We start from the raw sequence: 18,202 nt of genomic DNA on the forward strand, positions 1-18,202 counted from the left end.
GATTGATTTGATTTATTCGTTTTATTTCGGGTGGTGTTAAGATCACCCGAAATCTCTCGCTCTTTGACATACTGACACACCCTATACCATGAAAAAAGGCAGGCATCAAATGATGCCTGCCTCTATGAGTAGTTGGCGAATGGCATTGTCGGAGATGGTGCTCCGGTCCGACTTGTCGTAAAGGGCAAGAAAGCAGACGGTGCCACCGTCGGGCTGGGCCAGCAGTTCCACATGGACAATGACCCTTGCGCCGCTACGCTTGCCGCTCTGCTTCGAGGCGATGGAAAGTCTGATTTTGCGGATGCCGCCGCCAAGGTCGGTGCCCTGCAAGGGATCTTGCTGCAACTCACGGGCGAGCCTCGACAGGTCGTCGCGCAGCGAGCGGTATCGCTTGGCGAGCCGCTTGGCATCGCGGTCGAACGACGGAATGGTGCGCAGGCTATAACTCATGGAGCAGTTCTTCTAACGGGCGGGCTTGTAGCGTGCCGGCTTTCAGGTCTTTCAGTTCCGAGAACGCCCGGCGCAGCCTCGCTTCGATTTCTTCGTCGGAGTCGGCCTGCCGTTGCTGTTCTTTCTTACGGTCACGACGTATGCGGCGCAACGCGCGCAGCGCCTGTTCCATCATCGTCTCGTCGCCCACGATATAGCTCAGTTCGCGGTGAATGGCCGCGTCAAGTTGTAGTGTAGTCATTGTTCTGCCTCCTTCTTGTTTATCGATTCATGTTGCAAATATAAGCAAAAAATCGGGAAGTGCAAGTTAGAGCGTGCAAAATTCCATCTACCGATACAGGGTGTGTCATGGCAAGGACTGCTGTCCTGTAACGACTCCCCGGACTCGAAGAAACCTGTTCCCTGCCCATCCAAGGGCTTGGACGGACAGAAAAAGGGAAAAAAATGCGCTTCCAACCCCTTGGAAAGCCAAAAAATGCCACCAGCTGGCATTTCCAACCCCTTGGAAAACGAAAAAAAGTCGCTGGCAGCGTTTCCAACCCCTTGGAAAGCGAAAAAAATCCATCGGCTACGCTTCCAACCCCTTGGAAAAATATTCCACCATAATCTTTCACTTAAACCTTTAGCAAAATGGAAATTAAACCTGTTCAAAAAAGCCAGCTCCACAACATGGAGCACTACCAGTTTGCCGACCGCGTGCTCACGCTCTGCAAGGAGGCGAAGACCGAGAAGCTCACCGCCGTGCTCGGGTCCCTCGAGACTGCCGTGGCCGAGGAGGACAAAGCCCTCAACCAGCCCCGCACGGAGCCCAACACGCAGAAGATGCGCGAGGCCGACGAGCGGCGCGACAGGTCGTACCAAGCCCTGCGGCTCGCCGTGGCCCTGCACCTGCACAGCACGGACGCGCCCACGCTGGCCGCCGCCGAGGCCGTGAACCGCGTGATGGAGGCCTACCCCAACGTCACGGCATCGAACTACGACAAGGAGACGGGCCTCATCCGCAACCTCGTGGCCGACCTGGGCACGGACGACGTGGCACAGCACGTGACGAAGATCGACGCCGACCTGTACGTGAACCGGCTGGAGATGGACAACACGGTGTTCGACAAGCTCTTCCACGCGCAGCTCAAGACGGCCGCGACGGACCGTGCGCTGTCGGCCGTGCTGCGCCGCGTCGAGGCGCTGGACGAGCTGGAGCCCTCGGCCCCCATCGCCTCGCTCATCACGCAGTACAACAACTTAGTGGACAACCGCCGCACGCTCTTGGCCCACCGCGCCGGCACGTCGCAGACGGCGCGCGACCGCCGGCGTGCCGAGCACGAGGCGCATCTGCGGCCGGGTTTCGCCGCGCTGGAGCAGCAACTGGGGCTTGCGGCCGGCAGCCTGTCGTTCACGGGCAAGACGGAGGGAACGGGCGCGAAGCGGCACTACGAGCTTGCCGTGGCGGGCCAGACCACGCCCGACGGCCAGTCCAGGACCATCTGGGTGGGACAGAACAAGAACGGCTCCCTCTTTGTGTACGAGAAAGTGGAGGGGTGAAGCGCGTTGGATTCAAAAGACAACGACATATCGTATGGGTTCAAAAGACAACGGCATTTCACATGGGTTCAAAAGGCAACGACATGTCGCATAGATTCAAAAGACAACAACAAACAACCATAAACAACGCTGCGCCACGGTCATGTTGTTGTTATCTGTTGTTCCCAGTTGTCTTTGCCAACCCCCATCCAATAACGGTCGTATGAACGGCCACGCGCGGGGTGCCGGCCATCCCTTTATGCAGACAAGGTAACTACAATACTCTCAATATCGTGTTTTTATAATATCTCTTTTTGCGCGGGCTGTGTCGTGAGACACGGCCCGCGATTCTTTTAGACAGAACAACAGATGGGGACATATAGCTGCGCGATGGAAAGGGGCACACCGATTCCATACGTGACGTTTTCCCACAGATTCCATGCGTGGTATTTTCTCACAGATTGCACGGATTTCACAGATGCTGCGCGATGAATGCGTATAAGGGTATTGGCGTAGGGGCCGGCTCGCACGGCAATATCACACATTAAACCCCATGTACACATTCACCGCGCAGCTATATGTTCAATATGTTGTTCTGTCTAAAACCTCACCGCGGAGCCATATGTTCAATATGTTGTTCTGTCTAAAAAACACCGCGCAGCCATATACTCAATATCTTGTTCTGTCTAAAAAATGCACATGCTATATTTTTACTCCGAAAATTTGGCGCATTAAAAAAAATATGATACCTTTGCAATCGCAAATGCCGATATGGCTCAGTTGGTAGAGCAACGCATTCGTAATGCGTAGGTCCTCGGTTCGAGTCCGAGTATCGGCTCCAATATCAAGATTTGAAATTGCGGAATTAGCACATCGGTAGTGCACGGGCTTCCCAAGCCTGGGAGGCGGGTTCGACTCCCGTATTCCGCTCAAATCTGGAAATCAATAAGTTTATTGGGGGTTCGACTTGTTTTTACCCTCGCAAATCTTACTTTTAATCGGTATTGATGTGGCTTTTTTAGGCGTATTCAACCGTACCACGCGTATGCCTATATGTGAGGGATGCTCGCGCATGTATCGGCTGAAGAGCTTGGGTTCTTCGACCACACGATGGCGGATGCTGGAAGCATTGAGCAGATGAAGACCGTCGGCATGCCAGACGGCAATGCCGATATGACTGGTGTCGAGACCTCGTCTGGAAGTGAGGATAACGATGATGTCGCCGTCGTGGATGGTCTGACGCAAGAGTTTGTCATTGGCGAGCTGGCTCTTGGGAATATAAGGGAACCGTTTGCCCGTGATGCTTTTCTCCATCGTGGCAATTTGCGGAATCCAGTCGGGATGTTTCACCAGCATGGGGTAGAGACTGGTGTGTGTAGTCATGTAGTTGGCGCGTACCGTCTGTGTGGCGGTGAACGGCGGATTAGGGCTGTCTATGCAGGTGATGAGATTTTTCCTGCTGTTTTCCTCTATCCATGACGTGAAGTAGTGGAGTCTGTTGGTATAGGCTATTTGGCCGCCACGGTATCTGAGCTGTTGCAGATTGTGGCAAAAGGCCGCAAAGGTGGGTTTGCGCTGGCGCATGCTCAGCGTGAGGGCCGCGACAGTTTCCATGTAGGTGGTGCAGTCGAGCTGCCGAAGATTGACAACGAGCCGCTCGTTGTCGTTTTTCTCCAAAGTCTTGCCCACATAGGGCAGTCCGCAAAGCTGGCGGGCAAAATAGATCATGAAATTGGTGTTGGAATCCAGCCGGGAAGCCTGTCGGAACAGACGCATCACCTTGACGGAGTCGCTGCGCCTGTAATCGGGGATAGAGGCCTTGGCCATCATACCCTGCCCAATCATCATGCTGAAAAGGGCGGAGAAAGAAATGAGGAAGAAACGCTGTTTCATGACAGAAAGAAGAAAGCGGTTATCGTTTGCTAAAGTTGTAGCCCACGTAGAAGTTGACACTGCCAAAGACATTGTTGGTGGAGAAACGGCTCTTACGATAGTTGTAGGCATGGAAGACGGCATTGGTGCCAAAGAACCAACGGGTGTTATTCCAGACGATGCCCAAACGCGTAATACCATCCACGTTGATATTGTGGAAATCGAAGTCGCGGAAGATTCCTTTGGTGGAACTATTCATATCGGCAATGGTCTGCTTGTAGCTCAAGGCCATATGCAGAGAGGCATCGAAAAGCCAGTTGTGGGCGAAGACCCAGTTGTAGGCATATCCGCCGGACAGAGAATAGTCGGAATACTTGATATTTGAGAACATGAGCGAGGAATCGACAGCTTCTGGAGCATAGTTGTTGCCAAGACGCTGGGCCAGCAGGTTGTCCAACGATTGCCAGTCGACGCTCAGCTGGTGGCGCGTATAGCCGATTCCGGCAATGGGACTGCCACAGGAACGCCGCTGCACGGTGCTCTGGCTGTAGGCAGCAGGGTAGGAGAACTTGCGGTGATTGAAAATATAGTAAAGGTTAAAGCCTTTGATGCTGCTGCGGAAACCGTCGAACTCGGCACCACGCATGGCATCGGTGTTGTATTTCTTGCCCAAGAATACGCGGCTGACGCGATAATCGTCGCCCGACTTGCGATAGAACAAATCTACTCCTATCTGGTTGCTGTACAGGCTGAGGTTGAAGTCTTGCTTGTTTTCGCCCCCAAGATGGGTGAGGTCGATGGTGTAGCCCAGAAAAATCCAGCGCCACCCGAAGTAAGGCCCTATCTTGTAAGAGGGTTTCGGGGTAAATACAAATTCTTGACCTTCTGCGTTGCGAAGATGATAAACCTCGTAAGTGTTGGTGTTTTGAAACATCAGCGTGAAATTGTAGTGCTGCGGTTCTACATAGCTGGTGTCTACCCGAGAGAACTCTTTCACAAACTGATAGATGCGGTTCAGGAAAGGGGTGCGCAATTGGTGATGGGACGCCGACAGGCTGTCGACACCGAGAGCACGGACAACTAATGTCGCCAAAAGAGCAACCTCCAGACACATCGCCCGCTGAAATGTGCTCCTGTCCATGGATTAGAATTTGCCCAGAATACGATCCATCACCCAGTTGACGGGCGTGGCACTGATACTGGTACACTCGCACTCACCCAATCCCTGCAAGTGACTGATGACGGAACGAATGATGGGGAGCTGGACGTAGGGCGGATTCTCCACTTGGATGCAGGTATCCCCTTCGTTGGTAATCAGATGGATCGGATCGTAAGTGAATACGGAGAAAGACAGGGTGCCCTTGTCGCCAACTATGGTAACGCGATCTTCCTTGGCACTCTCATGACCTACAAAACACCAGGAGGCACTGCCGGAGATGCCGTTGGCAAATATATAGGCCGCACTGATGGTGTCTTCGGCCTTGTAGAGATGGGCGCGGTTGGTTGGATAGCCATGGGCGCGTATGATAATGCCAAACAAGTCCTGAAGCAGATCCAACTGATGAGGGGCCAAATCGTAGAAATAGCCGCCGCCGGAGATGTCGGGCTGGAGGCGCCAAGGCAGACTGGCCCTTGTGTTGTAATCAAGATCGCGCGGCGGCACGGAGAACTGAATCTGCACATTGAGCACCTTGCCCAGTTCGCCGGCATTGACAATATCTTTGACACGCTGGAAATAGGGGAGGTAACGCCGGTAGTAGGCTACGAAGCACGGGACTCCGGTCTCTTCGCTGATGCGGTTGACCCGGAGGCAGTCTTCATAGCTGGCAGCCAATGGTTTCTCCACATAGCAGGGTTTGCCTGCCCGCATGGACATAATGGCAAATGTGGCATGGCTGGAGGGTGGAGTGGCTATATAGATGGCATTGACATCCGGATCGTCTATCAGCTGCTGGGCGTCGGTGTACCATTTTCGGATGTGATGACGCTCGGCATAAGACCTTGCCTTGTCTTCACTCCGGCTCATGACCGCTTCTACGTGTGAGCCCTGAACCTCATTGAAAGCTGGCCCCGACTTTTTCTCGGTGACTTCGCCACATCCAATAAATCCCCAACTGATTTCCTTCATTGCAGTATTTGTTAACGCTTTAAAGTTACATGGAGACTAAATCTTGATTTTTATTTTGCTGCCCTTACTTTCGTTGGACATTCTGTCCAGAGCAGTGACGATATAGACGTATCGTTCTTGCCCGTCCTTGTAGGGCAGTTTCATAAAATTCTGCCGGCTGACGCCTACGATGTGCGTCTCCTGTTGCAGATCTATCTTCTCGCCCTTGCCAAAACGATAGACCACATATTGCGTGACCTCATCGCCCCAGTTTTTAGCCTTTCGTCCTTGCCAAAACAAGACCGGACCGTCAGAGGTTTCAACCACTTTCAGTTTTCGCGGTTTCTTTGGGGCCTTGCTGTCGATGAAAGGCATGAGGGGCTGCAAGGCAGGAAACTTCCAATAATTGTTGCGGAGTATGGTGCCGTAATTGCCCACATTGTCCACAACGGCCTTGGCATACCAAAGCACAGTGCCGTTTACATGGCTCATCTGCTGATGCAAACGGTGTTTGGCCGGCAGCTGATGGCTGTCCGGATTTTGCGGGTCGGCGAATTTCACGGTTCGCTCTACGTCTTCGCCAATATAGAGAGGACGGTTGGCAGCGTGCTTGTCCCACCATTTGATGAGTGTGGCATAGTCTGCCGTGGGATGGCCAATCTGCCAATATATTTGAGGCACACAATAGTCCACCCAGCCGTTGTTGACCCAAAGAATAACATCGGCATAAAGGTCGTCATAATTCTGCAAACCCTTGGTAGCCGAACCATTTACAGGGTCGGATGAAAGATTGCGGTAGATGCCGAAAGGCGAAATACCAAACTTCATCCATGGCTTGCACTGATGGATGACTTCTGACAACTGCTGCACGAAGAGGCTGACATGATTGCGCCGCCAATCGCCAATGTTGGAAAAGCCCTGACGGTTGCTCTCGTAGTATTGCTGGTCGGGGATGGTTTGGCCGGGGGCAGGGTAGGGATAGAAATAGTCGTCGATGTGCAGGCCGTCAATATCGTAACGGCTCACAATGTCCTGAACCACGCGGCAAATGTAGTCGCGGTTCTCTTTCAGTGCCGGATTCAGTATAATCTGATTGTCATAAGAAAAAGTCCGTTCGGGATGCTGCACGGCAACATGGCCGGAGGCCAACTGGGTGGTGCCTTTCGTCTTGGCCCGGTAGGGATTGATCCATGCGTGAATTTCCATGCCGCGCTTGTGGCACTGCTCTGTCATCCATGCCAGCGGATCCCAAAGAGGGTAGGGGGCACGTCCCTGAACTCCGGTCAGGAACCTGCTCCAAGGCTCCAGCCGGCTTTCATAGAGGGCATCGCACTCGGGCCTGACTTGGAAGATGATGGCATTGACGCCGTCTTGCTGCAAAACGTCGAGCTGATGAGTCAGGGTGCGCTGCATTTCGTCGCGCGACATGCCTTGGAACTGTCCGTTGACAGCCTGAATCCAGGCACCCCTGAACTGGCGTTTTTGCGCCTGACCATTTAAAAGGCTCGCGAAAATGAAGAGAAAGAGGAAAAATCGTCTCATATCCTTGGTATGGGATGTGTTGTGATGATTTGCCAGAGGCGCATGGGATTTATTCTTCCATCAGATGACCGAAGAAATCATCCAAATCCTTATCCAACCCTTGCATCAAGTCGCCCCCGACAATGACAGTATCGTCGTCGGCCAAATAGAGCTCGGCAAAGCTGTTTTTGTCGTCATCGTCCAGTACGAAACTGAACGGCTTCAGAATGCCGAGATTGTCGACCAACTCGTGATACTTCTTGAGAACAGCGCGCATGGTCAGGGTAACGCTGTCGTAGAAGCGTTCGTCCTTGTTATCGATCCATTGCTCGACGACACAACGCGTGATCTCCTCATCGTTGTCGTTGAAAGCCAGAAGTTCTCCGCTGTCCTGCGCCACCCGAACATGTATGTCGGTGAGTATGGTGGCATTGGGACATGAGGGAAACTTCTGGGCTATCTTTCTCAGAAAACGCTCTATCTGCTGAACAGTCTGCTCGGAGGCTTTCATTACTTATTGTTTTTTAATTTGTCTACGTAAGCATCGATGACCGCAACGGCCGTGACATTGACAACGTCGCGCACGCTGGCTTCAAAATCGGTGAAGTGTATGGCCTTGTTGAGTCCCATCTGAATCGGGCCGATGGTCTCCACATCGGGTTCGAGCGACTGTATCAGCTTGTAGCTGCAGTTGGCCGAACTCATGTTGGGGAATACAAGCGCGTTGACATCCTTGCCTTTCAGGCGAGTGAACGGAAACTTGTCATCGCGCAACTCCTTGTTGAGTGCAAAGTTGATTTGCATCTCGCCGTCAATGACCATGTCGGGATAATCCTGCTGGAGTTTCTCCACAGCCTGGTGAACTTTCTGGGGTGATCCCATGTCGTCCGTGCCGAAATTGGAATAGCTTATCATGGCAATCACCGGGTCATTATTGAAGAACTTCACGGTGTGCGCGGTCAAACGGGCAATGTCGTAAAGCACGTTCTGGTCGGGGTGGCGGTTGATGAGCGTGTCTGCCAGATAGTAGACGCCTTTCTTGGTGTTGAGGATGTGCATGGTTCCGAACGTGTTGTATTCCGGACGGATGCCAATCACCTCCTTGGCCACCTTGATGGTGTTGCTGTATTTGGTGTAAAGGCCGGTGATAAAGGCATCGGCGTCGCCTTGCTCGACCATGGACATGCCAAAGTAGTTGCGCTCGTACATTTTGTCGTAGGCCTCCTCGAAAGTATAGCCTTGGCGTGCGCGCTTCTCGGCCAGATGCTTGGCATAGGTGGCACGGCGCCCTTGCTCCTTGTCGGCCCGCATGTCGATAATCTCCACGCCTGTGAGGTCGAGCTTCAGCCGGCTGGCTATGCGGTTCAGCCGGTCGAGGTTGCCCAACAGAATGGGTTGGCAGATGCCCTCCTGGCGGGCCTGCACGGCAGCTTTCATCATCGTGGGATGCCCGCCCTCGGCAAACACAACGCGCTGGGGATGCAGCGCAGCCGTGGCGTGGAGGGTGCGGGTGAGTTTGGTTTCCTGGCCCAGCATCTGGCGCAGCCGATCCTTGTAGGCCTCCCAATCGGTGATGGTGGCGCGGGCCACGCCACTCTCGATGGCTGCCTTGGCCACGGCCGCGGAAACACTTGTGATGAGTCGGGGATCCACAGGTTTGGGAATGAAGTATTTCGGGCCGAAGCTCAAGTCGTTGACATGATAGACCTCGTTCACAATATCGGGGATGGGCTGCTTGGCCAGGTCGGCAATGGCCTGGACGGCTGCCATCTTCATCTCTTCGTTGATGGCCCGCGCATGCACGTCGAGCGCACCACGGAAAATATAGGGGAAACCAATGACGTTGTTGATCTGGTTGGGATAGTCGGAACGCCCCGTCGACATCAGCACGTCGGGCCGGCTGGCCATGGCATCTTCATAGCTGATTTCGGGAATGGGATTGGCCAGGGCAAACACGATGGGGTTGTCGGCCATGGAGCGAATCATGTCCTGCGTGAGGATGTTGCCTTTGGAAAGACCCACGAAGACGTCGGCACCCTTGATGGCCTCTTCCAGCGTGTGGATGTCGCGGCGGTCGGTAGCAAAAAGTTTCTTCTGTGGGGTCAGGTTGGGACGGTCGGAAGTGATGACCCCCTTGGAGTCGAGCATGACCACATTCTCCGTCTTCAGCCCGAGCGCCACATAGAGCTTGGTGCAGCTGATGGCAGCCGCGCCGGCCCCGTTGACCACAAGCCTGACCTGGGAAATGTCCTTGCCGGCCACTTCGAGCGCATTCTTGAGTCCGGCGGCAGAGATGATGGCCGTGCCGTGCTGGTCGTCGTGCATGACGGGAATGTCGAGGTTCTTCTTCAGCCGTTCCTCTATGTAAAAGCATTCCGGTGCCTTGATGTCTTCCAGGTTGATACCGCCAAAAGAGGGCGCAATCTTTTCCACGGCATCGCAGAATTTCACAGGGTCTTTCTCGTCCACCTCGATGTCGAAAACGTCGATGCCGCCATAAATCTTGAACAGCAGCCCCTTGCCCTCCATGACGGGCTTGCCGCTCATGGCGCCGATGTCGCCCAGGCCCAGAACGGCTGTTCCGTTGGAAATGACAGCCACCAGATTCCCCTTGTCCGTATATTTGTAGACGTCGTCGGGGTTCTTCTGAATCTCCAGACACGGGTAGGCCACGCCCGGAGAATAGGCGAGACTTAGATCCGTTTGTGTTCTGTAAGGCTTTGTCGGCTTTACCTCAATCTTGCCCGGACGCCCCGATTCATGATACTCGAGTGCGGCCTCTTTCGTAATTTTGACCATGGTAATCAAGTTTAAAATCTATCAGATACCTTTTCTGAAGCAGTTGCAAAGATAATAAAAACCCTTAAAACAAAAGTGGTTTTTTCGTTTTTTTGTACCTTTGCACTGTGTTTTTAATGATGCTTTCTTTCTATGTATAAATCAGGCACTCCAACAGAATACAGGCAGCGGCTCAGGCAGCGCATACTTAAGACTGCCACCCGCGAGTTTCAATCCAAGGGAATCAAGGCGGTGAAGATGGACGACATTGCCAATCTGCTGTCCGTCTCCAAGCGCACCGTTTACGAGTTGTACAAGAACAAGGAGCAGCTACTGATGGAATGCGTCAAGGAGGAACACTGCGGTTTCGATGCCTACATGGCCACGTATGCCTCCGGGGCCAACCGCCATGTCATCGACATTATCCTGGAGTTCTATCGTTTGCAGATGCGCCACCTGGCAGGCATCTCGCCCGTGTATTTCATGGAGCTGCACAAGTTTCCTGAGATCATGGCATGGAAGGAGGGGAGGCATCGGGAGACGGAGGCCAAGGCTCAGCTCTTTTTCCAGCGGGGGATAGCGGAGGGCTATTTCAAGGCCAACGTCAATTACGAGCTCATCTCAAAGGTGGGCAACGGGGCCATGAATTACGTGATGGAGAACCGGCTTTACAAGCAATACGAGTTTAAGGAGATTTTCCGCGACGTGATTATTCTGTTTATCCGCGGATTCTGCACGTTGGAGGGAATCCGTGAGCTGGACCGCCAGATCGAGGAGATGTAAGTCTTTGTTTTTGCCAAAGGAATGGTCGGGAGGCTTTCGTGGGCCCCACTAAACGCCCAAGGAATGTCCGGGAGGCTTTCGTGGGCCCCACTAAACGCCAAAGGAATGGCCGGGAGGCTTTCGTGGGCCCCACTAAACGCCCAAGGAATGTCCGGGAGGCCTTCGTGGGCCCCACGAAACGCCAAAGGAATGGCCGGGAGGCCTTCGTGGGGCCCACGAAACGCCAAAGGAATGGTCGGGAGACTTTCGTGGGCCCCACGAAACGCCAAAGGAATGGCCGGGAAGCCTTCGTGGGGCCCACGAAACGACAAAGGAATGGTCGGGAGGCTTTCGTGGGCCCCACGAAACGCCAAAGGAATGGTCGGGAAGCCTTCGTGGGGCCCACGAAACGCCAAAGGAAAGGAATGTATAAATTGAATATAGGGACATACACCGTGTGTATGTCCCTATATGTTGGAAAAAGCCTCGAACCCTTTATCTGGTGTATAGGAATCGCTTGATCGACCGCTTGGGGGTCTTCTCGAATTCTTCCTCATGGATTTCGATGGACGAAAGATGGCAGTAGGCCGGCAGGACGGTGTTGATTTGCTTGCGGTTCTGCTCCATGATGTCTTTCAGGTCCTCATTGTTGAATCCCATCTGCTTGGCAGCATCGTAGTCGGGGAACACCAGTCCCACCAGCTTGTCGCCATCCTGGATGACCACACTCTCGGTGACCATGGTCATGGAGTTAAGCTTGTCTTCGATCTCTTCCGGGTAGATGTTCTGCCCGTTCGAGCCCAGCAGCATGTTCTTGGAGCGGCCTTTGATGAAGACATTGCCGTCGGCGTCCATCGTGCCGAGGTCGCCCGTGTGGAACCAGCCGTCCTTGTCGATGGCTGCCTCGGTGGCTTCCTCATTCTTGTAATAGCCGAGCATCACGTTGGGGCCCTTGGCCAATATCTCGCCGGGCACCCTTGCGGGGTCTTCGCTCGCAATCTTCACCTGCATGTGCAGGGCAGCCCTGCCGCAGGACGTGGGTACGAACGAGGCGTGGTCGGCATAGCAGATGATGGGTGCGCACTCCGTTGCCCCGTAGCCCACGGTGTAGCGGAATCCGATTTGGTGCAGGAATGTCTCGACCTCCTGGCTGAATGCCGCGCCGCCGATGATGACCTCGTAGAAGTTGCCACCGAAAGCTTTCGACACTTGCTCGCAAATCTTCTCGTACACCCGTTTGTTGATGCCCGGCATCTTCAGCAGGATGCGAATCTTGGTGTCCTGCATCTTCGGGAACACCTTTTTCTTGATGATCTTTTCGATAATCAGAGGTACGGAAATGATGATTTTGGGCTTCACCTCGGCAAAGGCCTGGGCAATGATGGCCGGCGAGGGGATGCGCGTCAGGTAGTAGATGTGGCAGCCCTTGATGAACTCGAACAGGAACTCGAAGGCCATGCCGTACATGTGGGCCATCGGCAGGATGCTGATGACACTGTCTTCGGCATGAATTTGGGTGCCCAGCACGTGTTCGGCAAAGTCGGCGTTGCTCCACAGGGCACGGTAGGGGATCATCACGCCCTTGGAAAAGCCCGTCGTACCGCTGGTATAGTTAATGAGGGCCAGCTCGTTTGGGTTTTCCTCCACATAATAGTTCACATGCTCCTTGCGGAAATACTTGGGAAACTTCTTGCCGAAGATTTCGTTCAGATGCTCGCGGGCGTAAGTCAGTTTGTCCGTGCGCGACAGCACCAGCGAGTAGTCCGGAATGTAGATGATGCCCTCCAGTTTGGGCATCTTGGTGGCGTCTATCTCCGTGGCGACCACGTCGCCCACGAACAACAGCTTGGCGTCGGAATGGTTGACGATGTTGTGAATCTGGTCGGCCGTAAACTCATGCAGGATGGGCACGGCTATGGCGCCATAGGTGAGCACGGCCAGGAAAGCGGCGGCCCACGCGGCGCTGTTCCGGCCGGCCAGGGCAATCTTGTCTCCTTTCTGCACCCCGGAGTTTTCAAACATGATGTGCAGCTTCTCTATCTTGCGTGCCACGTCATGATACTGCAGGGTTGCTCCCTTAAAGTCGGTGAGGGCGTCTCGCTCCCAGTTTTCCACAATACTTTTTTGTATCAGCCGGTTGAAGCTCGGAATATTCTCCATATTTCTCCTCATTAATGAAATTCTTGGGTCTCTTGATTTCTCTACTGGTGGAGCGCTATACTGCGTTCTGATAGAGATAACGCTTGATGGATTTCTTGGGTGTTTTCTCAAACTCTTTGTCGTGCAGCTTAATTTCACTGATTTTGCAAAACGAGGGAAGCTGAAGATTGAGATTCTTTCGGTTCTCCTCCATGATGCTGTTCAGGTCTTCGTCAGTAAATCCCAACGCATGCACCTCGTCCATGTCCGGATGGACGAGGCCCACGAGCTTGTCTCCCTTTTGCAGAATCAGGCTCTCGCTGACCATGGCCATCGAGTTCAGTTTGTCCTCGATTTCTTCGGGATACACATTCTGCCCGTTGGCTCCCAGAAGTATGTTCTTGATTCTGCCCAGGATAAACACGTGTCCGTCCTGGCTCATCTTGGCCAGGTCGCCGGTGTGGAACCATCCGTTCTCGTCGATGACGGATTGGGTGGCCTGTTCGTTTTTGTAATAGCCGTGCATGACATTCAGCCCGCGCGTAACAATTTCGCCGGCAACATTGGCCGGGTCGGGGCTTAATATCTTGACTTCCATGTGCTTCACCGCAGTGCCGCAGGAGCCCGGAACAAAGTCGGTATAGTCCGAAAAAGTAATCATGGGCCCCGTCTCCGTCGTGCCGTAGCCCACGGTGACCGGGAAGTTGATGCTTGTAAAGAACTGCTCTATCTCCTTGCTGAAGCTGGCGCCGCCTATCATGATTTCGTAGGCATTGCCCCCCATGACATCCAAAACCATCTGATGCAGACGCTCCTTCACTTTCTTGTTGATTCCCGGCATCTTCAGCAAGAGACGCACGCGAGTGTTGTTGACGATGGGGAATATCTTCTTCCGCACAATCTTTTCTATAATCAGAGGTACGGAGACGATGATGCTGGGATGTATTTCGGCAAAGGCTTCCTGAATAATGGACGGGCTCGGCAGACGGGTCAGGAAAAAGAGATGGTTGCCCATGCAGAACTGCAACAGGAACTCGCAGGTCAAGCCGTACATGTGAGCCATGGGCAGGATGGCCAGCACGTCGCTGTTCTTTTTGAGCTTGCTTCCTATGGCTTCCATCAGGTAGTCCATATTGCTCCACAGCGCGCGATAGGGTAGCATGACACCCTTCGAGAAGCCGGTGGTTCCGCTCGTGTAGTTAATCATGGCCAGCCCCTCGGGGTCGTCCTGATAATAGTGAACGTGCTCCTGTCTGAAGTATTTGGGATACTTGTGCCCGAACATTTCATTGAGGTGTTCCCGCGCATAGGACAGTCTTTCTGAACGACTGACAATCAAGGAAGCATCAGGCAGATAGACAATGCCCTCCAGATTTGGCATTTGTTCCGAATCGATGGAGGTGGCCACGACATCGCCCACAAACAGCAGTTTGGAATCAGAGTGGTTGACGATGTTGTATATCTGGTCGGGGGTGAATTCGTGCTGTATGGGTACAATGACCGCTCCGTAGGTTACGGCTGCTAAAAAGGCGCATGCCCACATGGAACTGTTTCGGCCGCAGATGGCAATCTTGTCGCCTTGTTTGATACCCGAGTGCTCGAACATGATATGCAATTTCTCTATCTTGCGGGCGACGTCGTGATATTGCAGGGTTGCACCTTTATAGTCGGTAAGTGCATCTTTCTCCCAATGGTTTACAATTGTTTTTTCGATGAGAGAATTGAAACTGGGTATATTATCCATTGCACAAAATTCTAATTATTGTGCAAAGGTACAACGTAAAATGCACAATCCCAAAAATAATGTGCAGTTTTTTGCCCCGAAGCCGAAAATCACTCGTAGTGCATGCTTGCTGCCGGATAGATGCGCGAAACGATAAAACTTGGCACGACCAGCACGAGTACGCAAATCAGCAACGTGCCGACATTCAGCAACAATAACAGGGGAATGTTCACTTCAATGGGCACGGTGCTGACATAGTAGGTGGCTGCATCCAGCTTGACGATACCTGTCCATTTTTGGAGTAGGGAGAGCCCCACGCCTATCAGATTACCAACGATGAGACCGCGGCCGATGATGAACGTTGCCAGCCAGAGGAATATGTGTCGAATGGTTCTGTTGCGGGCGCCCAATGCCTTCAGAATCCCAATCATTGCGGTTCGTTCCAAAATAATGATGAGAAGCCCGGATACCATTGTAACCCCGGCTACGGCAATCATGAGTGCCAGAATAATCCAAACGTTCATGTCCAGCAAGTCAAGCCAGTTGAATATCTGCGGATTTGTGTCGCGGATGGTTTGCGAGGTATAAGTCTCTCCGTTGTGGTCTGTGGTACGATTGATTTTCTGAATGAAATGCTCTTCCGTCTGGTCCAATAGTCCAAAGTCTGCAACCGTTATTTCTGCACCGGAAGCCTGGTCGGGTTCCCACCCGTTTAATTTGACTGCAGTATACAGGTCAGTAAAGCAAATGCTTTCATCGTATTGGGCAAGATTGGTTTCATAAATTCCTCGGATGGTGAACCTGCGCATGCGCACTCCGCCTTTCCCGATGAAATAGGCAAAGATTTGTTGGCCTCTCTTCAAGTGCAGTTTGTTGGCCATATACTGGGACACGACAAGCTGATTACTTGATTTTTGATCGGAAAACAGAGGGACGCTCCCGCTTATGAGGTTTCGATGTAAAAAGGTAGAATCAAATTCCGGGCCAACCCCTTTGAACATAACCCCGAGAAAGTCCGAGTCGGTCTTGAGGATTCCTTGTGTGTAGGCGTATCGTTCAACGTGTTTCACTCCCAGTATATCCCTGATGACGTGCAGCATGGAGTCGTCTATCACGATGGGAGAGGGGGTTGCCGACATTTGCGCCATGAAATTAGTAACTTGAATGTGCGCCCCAAAGCCTATTACCTTGTTTCTAATGGTGTGTTTGAATCCCAATATCACAAATACTGAGATAATCATAACCGCTAAACCTATAGCAACTCCAACGGTTGCTATAGTAATGGCTGGTCCGGGTGTTTTGTTTCCTTCGGATTTCTCTTGGTGTATCCGTCTGGCTATCAAAAAGGGGACATCCATGGCTTTAGTCTGTTCTTCCAGGATATGTTTCCAATGCTTTGCGCAGCACTAAAAGTGCACGTTCCAAATCCTTGCGTTTCAGCACATAGGCAATTCTCACTTGATTGATTCCCGCACCGGGCGTAGTATAAAATCCGGCAGCGGGTGCCATCATCACCGTCTCGCCTTCGTAGCTGAATTCCTCCAAACACCATCTGCAAAAGTTTTCTGCATCATCCACCGGCAACTGTGCCACGGTATAGAATGCGCCCATGGGAATAGGGGAGTAAACACCCGGAATTCGATTAAGTCCGTCTATCAGGCATTTACGTCGTTCTACATATTCGTCATAGACATCGCGATAGTATTCTTCCGGGGCATCCAGCGAGGCTTCTGCAACAATCTGTCCAATCAACGGCGGCGACAGACGCGCCTGACAGAATTTCATCACGGCTTTTCGTATTTCCGAATTCCGTGTAATCAAAGCGCCGATACGGATGCCACATTCAGAATACCGTTTGGAAACAGAATCGATGAGCACCACATTTTGCTCAATGCCTTTCAAGTGCATGGCACTGATGTAGGGGCTTCCGGTATAGATGTATTCTCGGTACACCTCGTCTGAGAAAAGATAAAGGTCGTATTTGGCTACCAAATCACGAATCTGATTCATTTCCCGTCGGGTATAGAGGTAGCCGGTAGGATTGTTTGGATTACATATCATAATGGCCCGCGTACGCTCATTGATGAGTTCCTCAAACTTTTCTACTTTGGGCAACGAGAAGCCTTCCTCTATAGTTGTAGCAATTGTGCGTATCTTGGCACCTGCAGAGATGGCAAAGGCCATATAGTTGGCGTAAGCCGGTTCTGGTACGATAATCTCGTCACCAGGATTAAGGCAACTCATAAAGGCAAACAAGACAGCCTCCGAACCGCCTGAGGTAATGATTATGTCATCGGGACTAATATGGATGTTATATTTCTCGTAATATCCAACGAGCTTCTTGCGGTAAGACAAATAACCCTGTGATGGCGAGTATTCCAATACTTTCCGATCAATATGCTTCAGAGCATCCAAAGCAACTTGCGGAGTCGGTAAATCTGGCTGTCCAATATTCAAGTGATATACTTTTGTACCACGTTCTTTAGCTGCAGCAGCAAGAGGAGCCAGTTTCCGAATTGGTGACTCCGGCATTTCCAGTCCGCGAACTGATATTTCAGGCATGTTTATTTTCAGTTTATATGTTGTCCTTAAAATTCACAGGATGCAAAGTTAGACTTTTTTCCCGACCCAGCCAATAAATTTTATGTAATATGGGGGTGCTTCCTGTTATTTATCATAATGGCCATTATAATGTAAAAACAGATATATTGATGCAAGGGACTATGGATAGCCATTACAACGAGGCTGCCCGGACACGGCTCAACGTCTCTGGTGTCATCTGCAGATAGCTGGCAATATAGACAAGCGGCGCGCGAAGAACCACTTGTGGTTTGAGCTTGCACAATCTAAGATAACGGTTTTGTGCCGTCTCAAATCGTACCAAATCAGCATGTACCTGTGAAATAATCAAGCTTTCTTCTAATATTTTCCGATAGAGAATCTGGATATTTACATTGTGCAGTGCAACTTGTTCAAGTTTACGTTTGGGCAGACAAAACACGGTTGTTGGTTCGAGGGCCTCTGCTTGCAAATGCGTAGGTTCGTCTTTGAAAAGACTTTCTATACACATGAATATCTCGCCATCGGAACCGATGTGCTCTGTAAGCTCCTTTTCATTCTTATAATAAAACTGCCTAATAAGTCCTTTTTCAATATAGTAGATGTCTTCACAGACCGCACCTTCTGCCAAAATGGTTTCTCCCTTGGCAAATTTTCGAGGAACCAAGACACTCTCAAGAATGTCCAGTTCTTCATGAGTCATGGTACTGTATTTTCGAGCCAATTCCCGCGCAATGTCTCGTGTCGTGTTCTGCAACTCTTTCATGTTTATA

At 52.0% G+C, this 18,202-nt stretch carries 15 protein-coding genes and 2 tRNA genes; 4 read left to right on the forward strand and 13 right to left on the reverse strand.

From position 1 onward, the window contains the following. Positions 1–105: 105 nt before the first annotated feature. Positions 106–450, reverse strand: a complete 345-nt coding sequence (locus PREDE_RS02610) for a type II toxin-antitoxin system RelE/ParE family toxin (protein WP_005843616.1) — start codon at positions 448–450, stop codon at positions 106–108. Next, a complete protein-coding gene (locus PREDE_RS02615) occupies positions 440–691 on the reverse strand; it encodes a hypothetical protein (protein ID WP_005843615.1) in 252 nt (83 codons plus the stop codon). The genes PREDE_RS02610 and PREDE_RS02615 overlap by 11 nt, the downstream gene beginning before the upstream one ends. A 389-nt stretch (positions 692–1,080) precedes the next feature. On the opposite strand from PREDE_RS02615, the gene PREDE_RS02620 reads away from it, so the two are divergent. From PREDE_RS02620 to PREDE_RS02630, 3 genes are all read left to right on the forward strand, one after another. Then, a complete protein-coding gene (locus PREDE_RS02620) occupies positions 1,081–1,989 on the forward strand; it encodes a DUF6261 family protein (protein ID WP_044127326.1) in 909 nt (302 codons plus the stop codon). Positions 1,990–2,733: 744 nt separating this feature from the next. Then, positions 2,734–2,809: transfer RNA gene (locus tag PREDE_RS02625), tRNA-Thr, on the forward strand. 18 nt (positions 2,810–2,827) lie between these two features. Next, a tRNA-Gly gene (locus PREDE_RS02630) sits at positions 2,828–2,898 on the forward strand. Positions 2,899–2,919: 21 nt separating this feature from the next. Here the strand turns inward: PREDE_RS02630 and PREDE_RS02635 are convergent. Genes PREDE_RS02635 through PREDE_RS02660 form a run of 6 tightly spaced genes read right to left on the reverse strand, consistent with a single transcriptional unit; the run spans position 2,920 to position 10,267 of the window. Then, complete coding sequence (locus tag PREDE_RS02635) at positions 2,920–3,861, reverse strand: N-acetylmuramoyl-L-alanine amidase-like domain-containing protein (protein WP_005843605.1); 942 nt, start codon at positions 3,859–3,861, stop codon at positions 2,920–2,922. Positions 3,862–3,880: 19 nt separating this feature from the next. Further along, the gene (locus PREDE_RS02640) at positions 3,881–4,981 is read right to left on the reverse strand and encodes a DUF4421 domain-containing protein (RefSeq protein WP_005843604.1); all 1,101 of its coding nucleotides are present in this window, start codon (positions 4,979–4,981) and stop codon (positions 3,881–3,883) included. A gap of 3 nt (positions 4,982–4,984) precedes the next feature. Beyond that, positions 4,985–5,968 carry a Gfo/Idh/MocA family protein gene (locus PREDE_RS02645; protein ID WP_005843602.1) on the reverse strand — a complete coding sequence of 328 codons (984 nt, stop codon included), beginning with the start codon at positions 5,966–5,968 and terminating at the stop codon, positions 4,985–4,987. 36 nt (positions 5,969–6,004) lie between these two features. Further along, the gene (locus tag PREDE_RS02650; protein WP_005843600.1) at positions 6,005–7,489 is read right to left on the reverse strand and encodes a glycoside hydrolase family 10 protein; all 1,485 of its coding nucleotides are present in this window, start codon (positions 7,487–7,489) and stop codon (positions 6,005–6,007) included. Positions 7,490–7,538: 49 nt separating this feature from the next. Continuing rightward, complete coding sequence (locus PREDE_RS02655) at positions 7,539–7,979, reverse strand: hypothetical protein (protein ID WP_005843599.1); 441 nt, start codon at positions 7,977–7,979, stop codon at positions 7,539–7,541. Then, positions 7,979–10,267 carry an NADP-dependent malic enzyme gene (locus PREDE_RS02660; RefSeq protein WP_005843597.1) on the reverse strand — a complete coding sequence of 763 codons (2,289 nt, stop codon included), beginning with the start codon at positions 10,265–10,267 and terminating at the stop codon, positions 7,979–7,981. Before PREDE_RS02660 ends, PREDE_RS02655 begins: the two co-directional genes overlap by 1 nt. A 132-nt stretch (positions 10,268–10,399) precedes the next feature. Between PREDE_RS02660 and PREDE_RS02665 the strand changes: the two genes are divergently transcribed. Then, a complete protein-coding gene (locus PREDE_RS02665; protein ID WP_005843595.1) occupies positions 10,400–11,029 on the forward strand; it encodes a TetR/AcrR family transcriptional regulator in 630 nt (209 codons plus the stop codon). A 474-nt stretch (positions 11,030–11,503) separates the two neighbouring features. Here the strand turns inward: PREDE_RS02665 and PREDE_RS02670 are convergent, their stop codons facing one another. The 5 genes from PREDE_RS02670 to PREDE_RS02690 all read right to left on the reverse strand — a co-directional run bounded on the left by PREDE_RS02670 (position 11,504) and on the right by PREDE_RS02690 (position 18,195). After that, on the reverse strand, positions 11,504–13,168 hold the full coding sequence (locus PREDE_RS02670; protein WP_005843591.1) for an AMP-binding protein: 1,665 nt from the start codon (positions 13,166–13,168) through the stop codon (positions 11,504–11,506). Between the two features lie 55 nt (positions 13,169–13,223). Continuing rightward, positions 13,224–14,891, reverse strand: a complete 1,668-nt coding sequence (locus PREDE_RS02675; RefSeq protein WP_005843589.1) for an AMP-binding protein — start codon at positions 14,889–14,891, stop codon at positions 13,224–13,226. Between the two features lie 89 nt (positions 14,892–14,980). Further along, on the reverse strand, positions 14,981–16,228 hold the full coding sequence (locus PREDE_RS02680; protein ID WP_005843587.1) for an ABC transporter permease: 1,248 nt from the start codon (positions 16,226–16,228) through the stop codon (positions 14,981–14,983). Positions 16,229–16,232: 4 nt separating this feature from the next. Beyond that, entirely contained in the window at positions 16,233–17,432 is a 1,200-nt protein-coding gene (locus PREDE_RS02685) for a pyridoxal phosphate-dependent aminotransferase (protein ID WP_005843585.1), read from the reverse strand. Positions 17,433–17,604: 172 nt separating this feature from the next. After that, positions 17,605–18,195: a Crp/Fnr family transcriptional regulator gene (locus PREDE_RS02690; protein ID WP_005843583.1), complete on the reverse strand. Its 591-nt coding sequence runs from the start codon at positions 18,193–18,195 to the stop codon at positions 17,605–17,607. Between the last annotated feature and the right edge of the window lie 7 nt (positions 18,196–18,202).

It is taken from the genome of Prevotella dentalis DSM 3688 (genome assembly GCF_000242335.1).
Taxonomy (GTDB): Bacteria; Bacteroidota; Bacteroidia; order Bacteroidales; family Bacteroidaceae; genus Prevotella; species Prevotella seregens.